Origin of the sequence: Streptomyces sp. AHU1 (assembly GCF_045343905.1) — a bacterium.
Lineage (GTDB): Bacteria > Actinomycetota > Actinomycetes > Streptomycetales > Streptomycetaceae > Streptomyces > Streptomyces triticiradicis.
In genome coordinates, this window is record NZ_CP174284.1 from 485,130 (window position 1) to 500,333 (window position 15,204).

13 protein-coding genes and 4 pseudogenes are annotated in these 15,204 nt (G+C 65.8%); 9 read left to right on the top strand and 8 right to left on the bottom strand.

All coding sequences use genetic code 11. The features are described 5' to 3' along the window. Nucleotides 1-70 precede the first annotated feature (70 nt). Nucleotides 71-619: an SUKH-3 domain-containing protein gene (locus tag ACICHK_RS42945; RefSeq protein WP_406841773.1), complete on the top strand. Its 549-nt coding sequence runs from the start codon at nucleotides 71-73 to the stop codon at nucleotides 617-619. Here the strand turns inward: ACICHK_RS42945 and ACICHK_RS42950 are convergent. Next, nucleotides 543-827: pseudogene (locus tag ACICHK_RS42950) on the bottom strand (transposase); the annotation flags it as partial. The gene ACICHK_RS42945 and the pseudogene ACICHK_RS42950 sit on opposite strands and share 77 nt — an antisense overlap. 3 nt (nucleotides 828-830) lie before the next feature. Between ACICHK_RS42950 and ACICHK_RS42955 the strand changes: the two are divergent. Continuing rightward, nucleotides 831-1,121: pseudogene (locus ACICHK_RS42955) on the top strand (transposase); the annotation flags it as partial. A gap of 13 nt (nucleotides 1,122-1,134) precedes the next feature. Here ACICHK_RS42955 and ACICHK_RS42960 read toward each other — a convergent pair. Beyond that, nucleotides 1,135-1,494 carry a hypothetical protein gene (locus tag ACICHK_RS42960; protein ID WP_406841775.1) on the bottom strand — a complete coding sequence of 120 codons (360 nt, stop codon included), beginning with the start codon at nucleotides 1,492-1,494 and terminating at the stop codon, nucleotides 1,135-1,137. A gap of 423 nt (nucleotides 1,495-1,917) precedes the next feature. Between ACICHK_RS42960 and ACICHK_RS42965 the strand changes: the two genes are divergently transcribed. Then, nucleotides 1,918-2,577 carry a hypothetical protein gene (locus tag ACICHK_RS42965; RefSeq protein WP_406841920.1) on the top strand — a complete coding sequence of 220 codons (660 nt, stop codon included), beginning with the start codon at nucleotides 1,918-1,920 and terminating at the stop codon, nucleotides 2,575-2,577. Between the two features lie 39 nt (nucleotides 2,578-2,616). Here the strand turns inward: ACICHK_RS42965 and ACICHK_RS42970 are convergent, their stop codons facing one another. Together ACICHK_RS42970 and ACICHK_RS42975 are read right to left on the bottom strand one after the other, a co-directional pair. Continuing rightward, nucleotides 2,617-4,494 carry a hypothetical protein gene (locus tag ACICHK_RS42970; protein ID WP_406841776.1) on the bottom strand — a complete coding sequence of 626 codons (1,878 nt, stop codon included), beginning with the start codon at nucleotides 4,492-4,494 and terminating at the stop codon, nucleotides 2,617-2,619. Nucleotides 4,495-5,019: 525 nt separating this feature from the next. Beyond that, the gene (locus ACICHK_RS42975) at nucleotides 5,020-5,406 is read right to left on the bottom strand and encodes a winged helix-turn-helix transcriptional regulator (RefSeq protein ID WP_406841778.1); all 387 of its coding nucleotides are present in this window, start codon (nucleotides 5,404-5,406) and stop codon (nucleotides 5,020-5,022) included. A 92-nt stretch (nucleotides 5,407-5,498) separates the two neighbouring features. Here ACICHK_RS42975 and ACICHK_RS42980 point away from each other — a divergent pair. Continuing rightward, nucleotides 5,499-6,427, top strand: a pseudogene (locus ACICHK_RS42980) (NADP-dependent oxidoreductase). Between the two features lie 215 nt (nucleotides 6,428-6,642). Here ACICHK_RS42980 and ACICHK_RS42985 read toward each other — a convergent pair. From ACICHK_RS42985 to ACICHK_RS42995, 3 genes and pseudogenes are all read right to left on the bottom strand, one after another. Beyond that, entirely contained in the window at nucleotides 6,643-7,584 is a 942-nt protein-coding gene (locus ACICHK_RS42985) for an aldo/keto reductase (protein ID WP_406841780.1), read from the bottom strand. 218 nt (nucleotides 7,585-7,802) lie between these two features. Beyond that, nucleotides 7,803-8,131: pseudogene (locus ACICHK_RS42990) on the bottom strand (IS5/IS1182 family transposase); the annotation flags it as partial. Nucleotides 8,132-8,230: 99 nt separating this feature from the next. Continuing rightward, a complete protein-coding gene (locus tag ACICHK_RS42995) occupies nucleotides 8,231-8,815 on the bottom strand; it encodes a GNAT family N-acetyltransferase (RefSeq protein ID WP_406841782.1) in 585 nt (194 codons plus the stop codon). Between the two features lie 322 nt (nucleotides 8,816-9,137). Between ACICHK_RS42995 and ACICHK_RS43000 the strand changes: the two genes are divergently transcribed. The 5 genes from ACICHK_RS43000 to ACICHK_RS43020 all read left to right on the top strand — a co-directional run bounded on the left by ACICHK_RS43000 (nucleotide 9,138) and on the right by ACICHK_RS43020 (nucleotide 13,894). After that, a complete protein-coding gene (locus ACICHK_RS43000) occupies nucleotides 9,138-10,400 on the top strand; it encodes a ParA family protein (protein WP_406841783.1) in 1,263 nt (420 codons plus the stop codon). Continuing rightward, nucleotides 10,397-11,545, top strand: coding sequence for a ParB/RepB/Spo0J family partition protein (locus ACICHK_RS43005; RefSeq protein ID WP_406841785.1), 1,149 nt, complete (start codon nucleotides 10,397-10,399; stop codon nucleotides 11,543-11,545). Before ACICHK_RS43000 ends, ACICHK_RS43005 begins: the two co-directional genes overlap by 4 nt. Before the next feature lie 246 nt (nucleotides 11,546-11,791). Continuing rightward, entirely contained in the window at nucleotides 11,792-12,244 is a 453-nt protein-coding gene (locus ACICHK_RS43010) for a hypothetical protein (RefSeq protein WP_406841787.1), read from the top strand. A 135-nt stretch (nucleotides 12,245-12,379) separates the two neighbouring features. Then, nucleotides 12,380-13,708 (top strand): ISL3 family transposase, encoded by a 1,329-nt coding sequence (locus tag ACICHK_RS43015; RefSeq protein ID WP_406841788.1) that lies wholly within the window; start codon nucleotides 12,380-12,382, stop codon nucleotides 13,706-13,708. Nucleotides 13,709-13,723: 15 nt separating this feature from the next. Then, complete coding sequence (locus tag ACICHK_RS43020; protein ID WP_406841921.1) at nucleotides 13,724-13,894, top strand: transposase; 171 nt, start codon at nucleotides 13,724-13,726, stop codon at nucleotides 13,892-13,894. A 125-nt stretch (nucleotides 13,895-14,019) separates the two neighbouring features. Here ACICHK_RS43020 and ACICHK_RS43025 read toward each other — a convergent pair whose 3' ends face one another. After that, nucleotides 14,020-15,126 carry a hypothetical protein gene (locus tag ACICHK_RS43025; RefSeq protein ID WP_406841790.1) on the bottom strand — a complete coding sequence of 369 codons (1,107 nt, stop codon included), beginning with the start codon at nucleotides 15,124-15,126 and terminating at the stop codon, nucleotides 14,020-14,022. Nucleotides 15,127-15,204: the final 78 nt, after the last annotated feature.

Below are 15,204 nucleotides of genomic sequence, written 5' to 3' on the forward strand. Positions count from 1 at the left end.
ACACGCTGTTCTCTCGGGTCGCCTGCTGGGATGATCGCCTCATGTTCCAAGCCGGGGAGTTGGGCCTGTCATGAGTGAGTGGTCACCGGAGGTGCTGGAGGTCCTGGAGGCTTCGGGATGGACGGCGGGCAGGCGGGTCGACACGACCGGCTGGCGGTCCAGGTTCGAAGCGGTCGGGATCGTCATGCACGACGCTGCCGAGAAGTTTCTCCAGGAGTTCGGAGGGCTGATCGTGAGCATCAGCGGCCCGGGAATCAACTGCGCCCGGGAACCATTTGAGCTGGACCCGGAGCTGGCTTGGGGAGAGGATGACCGGTTCTCCGAGTGGAGCAACTCCTTGGGGAGACGTCTCTTCCCGCTCGGCGAACTCGATCACGGCCGATTCTTTCTCGGTATCGATGAGGGCAGTGAGATCTACCTTGTCGAAACCTGGGTCGCCAGCTTCGGGCCAATGCCACACGCCCTCGAAAATCTGATCCTCGGCGTGATGCCCTGCCGGATCGATGACGATCCCAGGCAGCCGGATCAGGCTCCTGACATGGTCATTTGGCGAGCAGGACGCGCTTGCGCAGGAGCTCGAATCCTGCGCGGCCGAACATCTGACGCTCGAGCATCTTGATCCGATTGACATCGCCCTCGACGACACCGGAGTTCCACGGTTGGGAGAGGGCAGCGACAACGGCGTCAAGGTCGCGTTCGAGGTGGTGGGCGAACCGGCTGAGACTGGGCAGGCCAGTAGCTGCTCTGGCTGATTTGATCCACTCTGGCAGCTGGTCGCCCTGCAGGTCCGTGACCATATGGGCGAAGGTCCGCACGTGTTTGGCGAGGACGATCTGATCGCGTTCGCTGCTTTCCCGGAGCGGCATGGGAAGAAGATCCAGTCGACCAACCCGCTGGAGCGGATCAACCGCGAGGTCAAGCGCCGCACCGACGTCGTCCAGGTCTTCCCGAACGACGATGCGCTGCTGCGGCTGGTCACCGCCGTGCTCTTCGAGCTGCACGACGAGTGGATCGCCTTCCCGCGCCGCTACCTGCCCGAGGGCAGCATGGACCAGCTCTACCCCGAGCTCCCCGGACATGCCTCCGCGCTGCCCGACACCACCGACGCAAGGTCCAATTGATCGACGTGCTCCCTCAGAGGGTCGACGGGTTGTGGACCTCGTTGCGCTGGGGGTCAAAGCAGATCAGGCCGTGCTTTCGCGCAAGAGCGAAGACCGCGCGAGAGAAGCCCTCTGCTCGCGACCAGCCGACGGCAAGGATCAGCCGGTGTTCGTTCGCGTCCGGGCTCACGCTCCAGACGATGTCGTCGATCTCATCGTCATCCGGGTCATCGGGATCGGGGAATCCGACCAGCAGATCATCCAGGAGGGCGAGATTGCGGGGGTCAGGCTGAACGACGCTGTCATCGCCGTCTGCCAGGCTCTGGCAGACAAACAGTGCCCGCTCGACCGTGATTGGCGTCGGCTCATGCCAGACATAGAGATCGAAGCTCATCGCGTAACCACCTGCATGATCGCCCCTTCCTGAGGTGATCACCTTCGCGGGCCTGAGCTGGCCTGGCAAGCCGCACCTGCGGCAAAGCACCGCTCTAGACCTTCTCAACGCCGCAGATGCTGCGGTGCGCGAGCCCTCCAAACTCCTCGAACGAGCCCTCTCGCCACCCAACACCACTAACACGACCACTCATTGATCGGCTACACCACAAGAAGGGGCAGCATCTGGCGATGCTGTTTCACAGAATGTGAATCGCTGGAATGAGGCAGACTCTCGTGCATGGTTCGTTCAACTCGAAGACAGTCCCCTGCCACAAAACCCCTGCTCAGAGCGCCTGTTCGATTCAGTAACCTCGATGCCGCAGCGCTCATTGGCCAGCTGCGGCATCTACACGAACAGGCAGAGGACGTGGAAGTGGACCGTATGCCGGCCGATGAGGAGTTGTTCGGGGCCTTGCTGTATCTCGAAGGGCGCGCCCGGGCGTTGAAGAGCACGGAAGCGCGGCGTACCGCCGCAGTAGAACGTGTCCGGCTCTGGGAGTACTTGCGTCAGCAGGCAGACATTCATCAAGTCCGGGCGGTGGACGATGCAAGGGCAGCGAACGCGGAGTGGGCCGAGCTGGCACCAGCGCTGGCCGTCAGGGCTCCCAGCGCCGCATACAACAAAGCGTTGAGGCTGCGTGCTGCGGTTCTTTCCAATCCGGCAGATCCCGAACGGCCCCTGCGCAGAACTCCCGAGGCAGTCCTGCTGGCAGAACAGCAGGCTGCGGCCAAAGCCGCAGCCGAGCGGCGGGCCGGGGAGGAAGCGGCACGACGGCACGCGCTACTGGAACCTGCGGCCAGCCGTCTGCTCAAGCATCGCGCCGAGCTTGACGACGATGACGACGTCGAGTTCTGGCTGGACCAGATCGAAGCGGTACTCCCCCACTGTGAGACACCTACCCAGTTCGTCAGTCTGGGCATTTATGTGGAAGCCCTGGTGCGAGAAGTTCGTAAGAGCAGCTATGCGGAGCGCTTGGCTGTCTTGAGCGAGAACGCGCGTTCGGCGATTGCTGCTGCGGGCCAACTCGTCACAAGCGGCTGACTGCCTCCGATCACCAGTTTCTGGCGCAGTGCCGTGGGCTTACCGCCGGGAAAGAGTTCGGGCGAGGGCTGCGGCAATGGTGGTGGCGAGGATCCAACCAGCAGCGATGAGGCTGGCGGCGAGCCATTGCTGCCAGCCCAGGGGGTTGAAGGCTTGCTGTTGTCCGAAGTCCACGACGGGCAGCAGCAGATCGAGGGAGTAGAGCAGAGGGTTAAACGGTGGGGCTTCCGACACCTTCGCAGGGGATGGATGGTGGGAGGTGAAGGCAATGGTGGAGATGGCGAGCAGGAGCAGCATCCAGGCCGCGGCACGTATCGGCCGGTACCCGTAGCCGACGGTCCAGTCCTGGAGGCACCCCCACAAGCGCAGTCCCGCGGATTGAACGGAACGGTGATGGCGGCACTTGGCCAGGAGTACGGTGCGTGCTGCCTGGTCGTTGCCCTGGCGCGTGTAGGCGGCTGCGAGCTGCTCGTATGGCTGCGGCAGGAATCTGGTGGTCTGCCGGCGAAGCCAGACGAGACGTTCCTGGAGAGGGGCTGTTTCCAGATGTGTGTAGGTGAGCCCGTCCAGATGGATTCTGTCGGGCCAGCTGGCAGGCGTGTCTGCCAGGATTCCGATCTGTGCGTGTCGTAGATCGACTTCGCCGCGGAGCGCGGTGGCCCCATTCGTCTTGAGTGTGCCGACACGGACGCTCTTGAGGGACAGGTCCTTCGTGATCGTCGCGTTCATGAAGCACAGGGTGCTGGCGATGGTGGCGTTGGTGAAGGAGACCGGGCCTTCTGAGACAAAGCCGTCGCAGCAGTCGACCGTGCCTCCGACCGTCATCCCCCAAGCTGTCAGGGTGTTCCCATCTGAGTTGGTCAACTGGGCTAGGGGAAGTTCGACGCTGGCACCGATGTGCGCATCAGTCAGGACGATGTCTCCTGACGAGGTAAGGCCGGAGCCGTATAGACGGCCCTGTAGGCGCAGGCGACGGGCGGAAAAGCTCTCGCCTCCAGGGTGGTCGAGTTGGGCCCCGGTGAGATCGGCTGAGCCATCGATATGTGCTTCTTCCAGACGCATCTGCCCCGTGATGGACAGGCTGGAAGCATTCAGGTCGCCGCCTATCCGGGCGAGGGAAGCGTCCAGGGCAAGACCGCCAGGGTTGTTGATAGTTGAAGTGTGCAGTAGTAGTTGGCCCTGCAGCCGGGCACCGGTCAGCACCACAGATCCATCGGCAGCGAATCGATCGTTCAGGGCGAGCGGGCCATCGACATGGAGATGATCCGCGTTCAACGCGATGCCATGATCATTGCGCAACTGTGCCCCGGCCAGGGTGCAGCTGCGCGAGATCCTGGCGTCCTTCAGCCTGAGTTCGCCGTGGGAGATGAACGGGCGGTCCGCTGTGTCGGCGAAGAAGCCGCCGTCAACGACGAGCCCGTCGCCGTTCAGGGTCACTCCCATAGGGTTGGCGACGCGGGCGCCGTTGAGTACGAGGGTTCCGCCGATGCGCGCGCTCCACATGAGGACCTCCCCCGTGATGTCGGCATCTTTGAGAAGCAGGTCCCGCTCCTCCGTCAAGCTGTCAGCCAACAGGGCCGGCTCCCCCAAGACGCGCAGGCCAGTAAAGTCTGCCGTTCCCGTCACGGTGGCCTGGCTGAGCAGAATCTGCTGGCTGCTACGGCACCACACAAGCCGGAGAGGCCCATCGACGCGTGCACCTCCCATATACAGGCCGGGAAACCGGGAGCCGCTGAGATCGACCAGCCTCGTGGTTGCAGCTTCCAACCGCGGGGCCTCTTCGAAGGAACATGCGGTGAGAGCCAAGCCGTACAGCACATCGCACTCTGATAAGTCCAGCAGCCCCGTCACCGCGGCACCGCGCAGCCGCACCGCTGCCACGAAGCCCGGCCGCGGTTCTCGCTCCCCCAACAGCAACCGCGAAATCACACTGGCACGTACGACTACCTGGCCAGCGGAAGACGAAGCGGGGCCAGCACCCAGATCAACGACTCGCCCCGTAGGGAAGGCGTCCCAGAGAACCTGTTCCTGCGGGGATAGTCCACTGCCTGCCATCAGCCGCTCCAAGAAGAGGTCGCCTCGCTCACTCCTAGGGATGCTGCCCGGGGGGAGAAGAGTTCCCCTCCGCATGAGGGGAGGACGAAACGTCGCTGCTGACCGATACCCGACGGACTGGAAGCTGATTACGCCGTAATCAGTGGAAGTGCTGCGCTGAGGGCGTGCGGGTGATTACGGCGTAATCACCCGCACGCCCTCAAGTGATCTATGGCCTGAGCAAGGTGGACGGTTGTCCCGTCTCACTCAATCGAGTCGCTTTCTCAACGAACCGAGTCGTTCGTCCTTCTGTCTCAGCAAACCGAGTCGCGCGGCTGAGTGCGCTGAGGGTGCTGGATGGCTGTACCGGCTGGGGTGGATCTGGAAGGCCCGCCCCGAGCGGGGGCCTCAGTCGCTACGAGCGACCGGCTCGGGGTCGGGGTCGGGGTCGAGCGCATCAAGCACTGTGTCGCCGTTCGCCCTCGCCCACTCGGTCAGCATGTGGATCGGATCGATCAGTGTCGCCCTGAGCGGGGTGAGCTCGTACTCGACGCGGGGCGGCACCTCGGCGTAGGCGTGGCGGCGGATGAGTCCGTGCGCCTCGAGCCGTCGAAGCGTCTGGGTGAGCATCTTGCGGGAGATGCCGCCGATCAGCTCGATCAGTTCGCCATGGCGCACCGGGCCCTTGCTGAGGCCGTAGAGCACGACCACCGTCCACTTGTCGGCGATGAGCTCGACTGCTAGCCGCGCCGGGCAGTCGGAGAGAAAGAGATCACCGGGACCGAAACCGCTCATGGCGCCAAAAGCACCTGCGCCGAAGATACCTGCTGGTTCCTATCGGAAACCTAGCCTGGCTTCTCTCCCCCAATCCAAAAGCCAGGAGAGTCATGCGAGTCATCACCCAGCAGACGCTCGGCGGTCCCGAGGTGCTCACCGTCGTGGACGCGCCCGAGCCTCAGCTTCTTCCGACCGAGGTTCTTGTCCGCGTCAAGGCGATCGGGCTGAACCCGCTGGAGGCGCGTCTGCGCGCCGGCGAGTTCCCACTGATCGGCCAGCCGCCGTTCATTCTGGGCTGGGATGTCAGCGGCGTGGTCGAGAAGGCCCCGGGGACGTAGCGGTTCAGGCCTGGCGACGAGGCGTTCGGGATGCCGCTGTTCCCGCGGGCGGCGAGCGCGTACGCCGAGGTCGTGTCGGCGCCGGCGTTGCACCTGGCACGCAAGCCGGCATCGCTCTCGCACGTCGAGGCGTCGGCGCTGCCGATCATCGGTCTGACGGCGTGGCAGGGCCTCGTCGACCTCGGCGGCGTGACCGACGGGGACCGCGTCCTGGTCCACGGCGGTGGCGGCGGGGTCGGCCACGTCGCGATCCAGATCGCGAAAGCGCTCGGCGCGCACGTGATCACCACCGCCAGCGGAAGCAAGCGGAAGTTTGTCAAGGAACTCGGCGCCGACGAGGTGATCGACTACACGGCGGTCGACTTCACCGAGCGGTCCGCAACATCGACGTCGTGCTCGACACGATCGGCGGCGACACCGTCGAGCGGTCGCTCGACGTGTTCCACCCGGGCGGTCACCTGGTGACGGCGGTCGCCGAGGAGGATTCGGAGCTCATCGCCAAGTACGAGGCGGCTGGCATGCGCTTCAGCGGCATCGCGGTCGAACCCGATCCGGTCGCTCTGCGGGGTCTCGTCGAACTCGTCCACCAGGGCAAGCTCCGGGTCCACGTGCAGGAGACGTTCCCGTTTGAGCGCGTCGCCGACGCGCACCGGCTGCTCGACGGCGGTCACCTCCAGGGCAAGCTCGTCCTCACCGTCTGATCCCGTCGCGGGGCCTCGTGTGAGCGAGGCCCCACTGAGGTGTCCTGTGAGTCCCCACGGGCCAGCTCCGGTCTTTCGTCTCAACGAACCGAGTAGACCTGTCTCGTCCAACTCAGTCCACGCAGGTCACCGTCATGCGGACGACTAACTTCGTTGAGACAGGACACCGCTGTCCCGTCTTGGAGGGTTCGCCAGTAGGACGCTGGCGGGCCCTTTCAGCGGGAGCGGTGGTCGGTGGAATGGATTCCTGCCAGCTCGTCCGGACGCAGCGAGGTGAGGCGTGCCATCTCGTCTTCCGAGAGCCGCAGCGCTCCGGCCGACACGTTCTGCGCGAGATGGTCTGGGTCACCGGTCCCCGGGATCGCCAGCACATGCGGCCCCTGCTGCAAGGTCCAGGCCAGCCGGACTTGCGCGACGGACACACCGTGCGCGCGGGCGATGGCGCGTACCGCCTCGTGGTCTCTGGCAGCCGGCCCCGCCTCGCGCCCGAAACCAGCGATCGCGAAGAACGGAACAAAAGCAAGGCCGAGTTCACCGCAGAGCCGCAGGAGTGCCCGGTCCTCGCTCGACGCACCGATCCCGTAGGGGTTCTGCACGCAGACTACTGAGGCGATGGCTTGGGCCTCGGTCAGTTGCTCGGACGTGACGTTGGAGATACCGAGGTGGCGGATCAGACCGGCGTCACGTAACTCGGCCAATGCTCCGAAGTGCTCGCTGATCGGGCCGGTCCGCCGGCTCGGTGGCACGCGCAGATTCACCACATCCAGGTGATCGCGGCCCAGCTGGCGGAGGTTCTCCTCGACCTGGCCGCGCAACTGCTCCGGAGCGGCCCACCACCACGCGCCCGAGGGATCGCGGCCCGGCCAGACCTTGGTGGTGATGACCAGATCCTCCGGGTACGGCGCCAGGGCCCGGTTGATCAGCTCGTTGGCGGAGCGTGTCGCGGAAAAGTAGAACGCGGCGGTATCGATGTGGTTCACGCCGAGTTCGACCGCCTGCCGGAGCACGCCGATCGACTGCTCGCGGTCGCACGGCACGCCGTGGTCGAAGGGCGCGGTACCCGTCAACCGCATCGCACCGAACCCGATGCGGTTGACGGTCAGGTCACCGAGTTGCCAAGTTCCAATGACAGATGCGGTGATCGTCCGTGGGCTCATGACATGGATCTCCTCTTGCGACTAGAAACAAGGAAGCGATGAGTGGGGCGCGGCGCGTCCGGGACACCCGACACGGCGAGGACCTTGAAGCGGGTCCACCAGTACCGAAGCAAGCGGGCCCCAGGTATGAAAAAAGCCTCCCCGGCAGATCGGAATCCGCGCCGAGAAGGCTCACCTGATGACCAGCAATCTAGCAGGGCAAAGCGTCCACCAGCGGGTCATCGGATACGGGGGCTTCGAGGGCGGGTGCCCCCAGCAGCAGAAGGACCAAGCGTGTCGGATAAGGCACCGGACGGTGACGATGGTGCTGGCCTGGACGGTGAAGAACTCGAGCGGAGCTCTTCGTCGCTCGGCGCAGCGGCGGAGCTTGCCGAAGTTGTTCATCCATGAGTTCGTGCGTTCAACCACTCAGCGCCTGCTGGCCTGGATGGGAGTCTTCGCGCCGCGCTTGGCGATCCGTCCGATGACCCCCTCTCGTCGGAAGGCTCTGGTCAACCATGCTGTAGTCGTATCCGGCGTCCAAGCTCAGCCGCGGGCTACTGGGTAATCGAGACCGGCACCGGCTCGACGGCGCGCCGCTCTCACAGCTGACGTGTCGTCCCGTCCCGTTTTGAACCTTGATTGATCTTCTCGCGCTCACCCGGCTTCATCGCGATGAGCGCGGGGATTGCCAAGCACGACCTCCGCCAGACAGTGCGACCGGGCACCACCTGCCGAACCACTGCTCGGCACCCCACTCCTCATACCGTTGCATCTCGGTGAACCCGAGCTTCGCCGCGAGGCGCATCGAGCGGACGTTGGCGGTCTGGGTGGTGAGCACCACCGGCTCGCCAGGATGCGAGCCGGTGAACCAGTCGAGTGCCTCCGCGCATGCCTCGGTGGCGTACCCGTATCCCCACACCTGCGGCAGGAACATGTAGCCGAGCTCGGTCTCCCCGGCATCCGGACGGACCTGACTTCGATGTTCCGCGTCGCGTCGGTTGAGTTCGACGAAACCGATCATCGCCCCGTCGAGCTCGACCACGAAGACGCCAGGACGTTGCCCGGGCACCTCAGGCATCGTGCGCTCGAGTTCGTCACGCGGTCGCGCGCCACCGATGTAGGTACCCACCTCCGGCGAGGCGGACAGCTCGATGGCCGCCGCACGGTCTCGTGCCTCGGACTCACGGAGGACGAGCCTTTCTGCCCTGATCGGGGCAGGTGGCCAGACGGCGGGTCCTAACTCAGTCATGCAGGCCAGCTAATCAACAGGCTCGGTAGTGATCAAGGCTCGCGGCCCGGTCAACCCGCGGCTGCCCGGGCCCGTACCTCTTCTCGCACATCCCCTCCAGCGAGTAACAACCCGCGCTGCCTCGCTCTGCGGGCTCAAGTTCGGCTCCGGACGCTGATGCGGGTGCCGCAGTGATTACGCCGTAATCACTGCCCAGAGACAGCTGTTGGGGAGCCGGGTGATTACGGCGTAATCACCCGGCTGACCGTTCGGCAGCTATCAACTTGGTCTAGGTAACGTGTCGAAGCTGCTTTTGATCATGAACGTTAGTATGGTGTCCCTCATGAGTTCGCCAGCCACCTCCAGCGACCGCGAGAAGGTCGTCTCCAAACTGCCGGGATGGCTCCGGCAGAACCTCAAAATCAGAGCCGCGCAGCACGGCATCGACATCCAGACCGCAGTCGAGCAAGGCATCAGGGACTGGTGCGGCCTCGCCTCGGCCACCGCGACCGTCGACACCGCCAGCGCCGACTCCTTCTCCACCTTCCTGCCCCCGGGCCAGTGGGAAAAGTTCCGTCAGATCGCCGCCGACCGCAAGGTCTCCCTCATCCAGGGCCTCGCCCAGTCCGTGAACCTCTGGCTCGACACCAACCCGGCACCCGACATCGAACGCCCCGAGATCACGCGCCGCATCGTCGTCTGCAACCAGAAAGGCGGAGTCGGCAAGACCGCCATCACCGCCGGCCTGGGCGAAGCACTCGCCGAAGACCCCAACACCCTCCACCCCGTACGCGTCGCCAAAGCCCTCACCAAGGCACTGCGCGACAGCGAGACCCACAACACCGACGACCAGGGCGACGACCCACTCGACATCGAGAACCTGCCCGGCCCCGGACAGCGGGTCCTCCTCGTCGACTTCGACCCCCAGTGCCACCTCACCAACCAACTCGGCGCCACTCCCCTGCCGATGAACGGCGACAGCCTCACCAACCACATGGCAGGCGACCCGAAGGGCGAACTCCGCGACCTCATCGTCTCCATCGACGACGACGCATTCCACGGACAACTCCACCTGCTCCCCGCCTGCAACGACGCATTCCTGCTCGACGTACGCCTCTCCGCCGTCCGCGCCCGCGAAGCCGCACTGGAACGCGCACTCGCCCCACTCGAAGCTGATTACGACGTAATCATCGTCGACTGCCCGCCCAGCCTCGGCCTCAGCATGGACGCCGCCGCCTACTACGGCCGCCGACGCGACGGCGAAAAGCCCGGCCAGTCCGGCGCCCTGATCGTCGTCCAGGCAGAAGACTCCTCGGCCGACGCCTACGAACTCCTCACGACACAGATCGACGACCTGCGCGGCGACCTCCAGGTCGACATCGACTACCTGGGCATCGTCGTCAACCTGTACGACTCCCGCCGCGGATACATCGCCACCTCCTCCCTCCAGGGGTGGGTCGACATAAAGGATCCACGCGTCGTCGGCCTCATCGGCGACCTCAAGGAACAGAAGGAAGCAGTCCGAGTGAAGAAGCCCCTGCTCTCCTACGCCCCCAAATCGCAGCAGGCCGTCGGCATGCGCGCGATGGCCAGGGAGGTGCTGTGAGCAAGGCCGACCAGCTGGGCTCCGGACGCTTCGGCGGGGGAGTACGCCCCGTCAGCGCACGCCGCCAAGCCGTCGCCGCAGCCACCGGCGTCCCCACCGAAGGTGTCGCCGCACCCTCCAAGCTGCCCCTCCACCGGATCAGCCCCAACCCCGACAACCCCCGCTCCAAGCTCGGCGACCTCACCGATCTCGCGGGAAGTCTCAAGACCCACGGGCAGAAGCAGGCGATCACGGTCATGAACCGCGACGCCTACATCCGCGCCAACCCCGAACGCGAAGCCGACCTCGAGCCGGACACCACCCACGTCGTCGTCGACGGCAGCAGCCGCCTCGCCGCCGCCCGCGAAGCCGGCCTCGACACCATCAAGATCATGGTCAGCGACGACCAGGGCACCACCTCCGAAGAACTCCTCGAATCAGCCCTCGTCGCCAACATCCACCGCCAAGACCTCGAGGAGCTCGACGAGGCCCGCGCCCTCGAACGCCTCCTGGCCATCCACGGCAGCCAGCGAGCCCTCGCCAAGCGACTCCACCGCTCCCAAGGCTGGGTATCTCAGCGCCTCGCCCTCCTCAACCTCACCCCCGAACTCCAGGCGCGTGTCGGCCAGGAACCCATAGACCTGCTGCGCGCAGTCGGCAACAAGCCCGCTGACCAGCAGGAGGCAGCCCTCGAAGAGCTGAAGGCAGAGCGGCTCCGCAAGGATGAGAAGAAGCAGGCACGAACACCCGACAGAACCGAAGAACCCAAGAAGACCGGGCAGGACCCACAGGCCGGTGATTACGGCGTAATCACCGAAGTCGTGGCCTCGCGAACCAATCCAGAGGCTGGCACTGGTGATGACGACGTAATCGCCGAGAGCCGCGAGCCGGGGGAGCAGAGTGCTCTGAAACCATCCGCTCAGACAGTCGTTACCTCTCCCGCGGAGACCGTTCCCGAACCGCGAAGCGACAGACGGCCCACAGTCTCCGATGCCGCTGAGACTCCCGGGACGATGTCACCCAAGCAGCTCCCTTACGACGATGGCGTCTTCATCGCCATGCACCTCATCCGCAAGATGAACGCCAGCGAGTTCGACAAGATGCTGTACACGCTCAACGAGCACCACAGAAACCGGGACGCGGTCGACAGCCGCCCCCGCAACTGACCTGCTTACGTAGATGCGAAGGTCCCCCTGCCGTTCACCGTAGGGGGACCTTCGCATAAGCGGAGCCTTCGTCGAGACCCGCTGCCTTCAGTGGCCGTGACGTTGTTCAGCGGTCCCACCGCGTTGATCCCAAAGCTCGCAGCATCCAGTAATCGGCGCGCGGCAAGGCTGATCAGATACTGCCGCCAGAACCGACAGCTCTGAACACTTCTCTGCCATCTGGCGTGCATAGGGGCGTAGGAACGGGTGGCGCTGCTCTTCTGCGGCGTAATGGTCGGAGATGGCCGGCGCGCCGCGGGTACGCCGCTGCGCGGCGGCCAGGACGAAGCCGGTGTCCCACCCGGCGTCTGGAAGGGGCAGGGCCTGGCTGCAGTCGGTCTTACGGCCAGGGGTGTGGTGACCGTGCGGCATGCCGAACTGCTCTTGAGGGAAGGTCGGCACCCAGATGCCGACCGGATCGAGCGCGAGCGCCTGGAAGCGGGCGATGATCCGGCGACAGGACGGCGGGCGACCGTGCTGGGCAGGCCCATCGAGCACAATCACTCGCCGAAAACCGAGAAGGCCAAAGAGCGGACGTCCTGGCTGGCCGTGGACTCGGTGTTCCGGACGCCGCCGACGGCGCATATCGCGTGTGGCTCTGTTCACGAGTTTCGGTTCTGGCACAGATCTTGGGCTCTGTCGCTGATTTGGGGGTGGTGACCATCAAGAGCAGGTGGGCATCACCTCGGAGTGGGGGATGTGGTTCGCCTCGCCGACCTTCTTCTCCCGGGGGTTGGGGTGGCGGTAGGAGGAATGGTTCTTGGGGACACTGAGGTCCGGCTGACTGTGCGGTCCATGGTGGGATCGGCCGCATGCCCGGGATGCGGATGGAGATCCTCGCGTGTGCACTGCTACTACCAGCGGTGTCTGGCGGACCGTCCCGTCGCAGGCCGTCAGGTGCGCCTCGATCTGCGGGCACGCCGTCTCGTATGCGGCAACGGCAGCTGCGAACGTCGGACATTCGCCGAGCAGATACCGGGCTTGACGCGTCGACATGCCCGCCGCACGAATGCCCTCACCACTCAGCTCACAGACATCGCCTTGTTTCTGGGCGGACGTGCGGGAGCCAATCTGTGCGGACGCCTGGCCGTGGCCACCGGCAAGGACACTCTGCTCCGCCTCCTTCGCGCACTGCCTGTCCCGGCTCCCGAATCTGTCCCCCATCTGGGTGTTGACGAGTTCGCCGTGCGCCGCTGCCGTACCTACGCGACGATCCTCGTCGACATGAACACCCGGCGCCCCGTCGACGTTCTCGCGGACCGCACCGCGCACACCTTCGCGGCCTGGCTGCGCGAACACCCTGAGGTCAGGGTTGTCTGCCGCGACCGTGCCGGCTCCTTCCGCGATGGTGCCCAGGCCGGTGCGCCACAGGCCCGGCAAGTGGCCGATGCCTGGCACCTGCTGCACAACCTCGCTGAGGCCGTCGAGCGCGTCGTCGGACGACACCGCGCTGATCTGCGGGAACCCCTTACTGCCCGGCCCGATCAGGACGGGATCCGTCCACCCGCAAGCGTCCACCCCACCGCCTCGGACGAGTTGGACGTGCACGGACGGCCGCGCCCGCTGGTCGCCCGCACCCGCGAGCGCCACCAGCAGATTCACGAACGCATCGAACGCGGCGACAGCCTGCGGGCCATCGCCCGGGAGCTCCGCCTCAGCCGCGGCACCGTCCTGCGCTTCGCCCGGGCCGCCGATGTCGAACAGCTTCTCGTCGCGGCGACCCACAGGCCGAGCATGATCGACGACTACCGCCTCTACCTGCATCACCGCTGGATGGAGGGCTGCACCAACGCTGCCGCGCTCACCCGGGAGATCCAGCAGCTGGGCTACCGCGGAGATGTCAACACCGTCCGCCGTCACCTGCGGCCCTACCGCACCGGGACGATCCCGGCGGATACCCCGCTGCCCCATCTGATCGTCCGCAGGGTCACCGACTGGATCATGCGGCGACCCGAACACCTCACCGACACCGAGCGCAAGTGCCTCGACGAGCTGTGCGAACGCAGCCCTGCCCTGGCCACGACCACCCAGTACGCCCGGCGCCTGGCCTTGATGGTGCGCGAGCGCCGCAGCGAGCACCTGGCCCTCGACGTCTGGCTCGCCGATGTCCGCCTCGACGGATAACGGGAACTACGCACCCTGGCCGCCGGCATACGGCGCGACCGAGCAGCCGTACTTGCCGCCCTGACCACCACCTTCACCTCGGGAGCGGTCGAGGGCAATGTCACCAGAATCAAGCTGCTGAAGAGACAGATGTACGGCCGGGCCAACTTCGACCTCCTGCGACGCCGAATCCTCCTGTCACCTTGATCAACCAGCCACCACCCCCAAATCAGCGACAGAGCCCAGGAAGTGGACCAGAGCCCGAGATTGGACAGCAGATGTCGACCACTTTGGGAGGCACGAGGGTCTGGTGCTGTTCGATTGCCGGAGGCCTAGAAGAGGCCAGCCGAGGTGTTCTGCGTGAGGTTCTCGAGGATCGTGCGCAGCCACGGGCTGCGCACGGCTGGTAGCCGGACCAAGGTGTGTTGGAACGTTCCCCGGTCGGCCCGGAACAGGTGGTTGGGGAGCAGCGGAAGCGGGTCGTCGCGGAGGACGTCTTGGGCTATGCGGCCCGACGCGGGAACCGGCAAGTTCGGTTCGGGAGAGGTTAGCCACAGCCACACCCCCAGCGGCAGGGGCACCAGATATGCCGGTGTGGTCGGGTCGGCGGGGGCCCAGGTCCGGCCCGTCTGGGGGTGGACGGGGACGAGGAGGATGTCGACGCCCGCGTCTGGGGAGGGCTGTCCCGGTCCGGCCAGGACGGCGCGCCGCTTCAGGGTGCCTGTCGGCAGCAAGGCGTCGAGCGCGCGTTGAAACACGTCCGCGGTCAGGCCGTCCGGGACCGTCACCGGCTGCCCCTCGGAGGCAGTCAGCAGGTGGGCGAGCGCCTGGCCGGCTGCCGCCTCCCACTGCGGACTCCAGGACCAGTAGTGGTTCGGCCCCAGCCGTCCTCCCCACGTGGCGATCGGCTCGAACGGGGGCGTTTTCTCCCCCTTCTTTGCCAGCTCCGCCCAGGAGAAGAGCGCGGCGTGGATACCGTCGACGGGGACGCGGTGCACGGCATCCGAGCCGAGTCGCACCATCTGCCAGAGCGAGCAGTCGTCGACCCTGGTCGCCACGGGGAGGTCGCATGCCTCGCAGGCCATGTTGGGCCCGTCGGCCCCGTCGAGGCCACAGCAGGCACCACCACGCTTCTCAGGAAGCAGCCGGGTTCCACGGATATCACCGGGCGCAATGACACTTGCCCCGGGCACGCCGTCGGACAAGGCATGGACCGGCGCGTAGATGCCGCGCGCCTCAGCCTCGCCCGGATCAATCTCGTCCCACAGCTGCCACGGCCCTCCCCAGGGATCCGGGTCCACGGCAAACGTCCCCGACTCCATGAGCACCGGAAGCTGGGCTCCGTTCCCGTACTGCTGACGGGCATGGACCGGTAGTGAGACCTGGGACAGCGGGACGGTCAGCTCGGCGCCGCATCCCGCACACACGAAAACGAACAAACTTCCTCCGGTTGGGAAACAGACGCATCCTCGCAGCTCACCGGCGGGCGGCCAACATGCTTCTCATCCGCTGCGGGA

Excerpts from the sequence above, each read along its gene's own strand:
- ACICHK_RS43000 (WP_406841783.1), top strand. The coding sequence starts at position 9,138 with ATGAGTTCGCCAGCCACCTCCAGCGACCGCGAGAAGGTCGTCTCCAAA.
- ACICHK_RS42985 (WP_406841780.1), bottom strand. The coding sequence starts at position 7,584 with ATGAGCCCACGGACGATCACCGCATCTGTCATTGGAACTTGGCAACTC.
- ACICHK_RS42965 (WP_406841920.1), top strand. The coding sequence starts at position 1,918 with ATGCCGGCCGATGAGGAGTTGTTCGGGGCCTTGCTGTATCTCGAAGGG.
- ACICHK_RS42975 (WP_406841778.1), bottom strand. The coding sequence starts at position 5,406 with ATGAGCGGTTTCGGTCCCGGTGATCTCTTTCTCTCCGACTGCCCGGCG.
- ACICHK_RS43015 (WP_406841788.1), top strand. The coding sequence starts at position 12,380 with ATGGTGGGATCGGCCGCATGCCCGGGATGCGGATGGAGATCCTCGCGT.
- ACICHK_RS42960 (WP_406841775.1), bottom strand. The coding sequence starts at position 1,494 with ATGAGCTTCGATCTCTATGTCTGGCATGAGCCGACGCCAATCACGGTC.
- ACICHK_RS42945 (WP_406841773.1), top strand. The coding sequence starts at position 71 with ATGAGTGAGTGGTCACCGGAGGTGCTGGAGGTCCTGGAGGCTTCGGGA.
- ACICHK_RS42995 (WP_406841782.1), bottom strand. The coding sequence starts at position 8,815 with ATGACTGAGTTAGGACCCGCCGTCTGGCCACCTGCCCCGATCAGGGCA.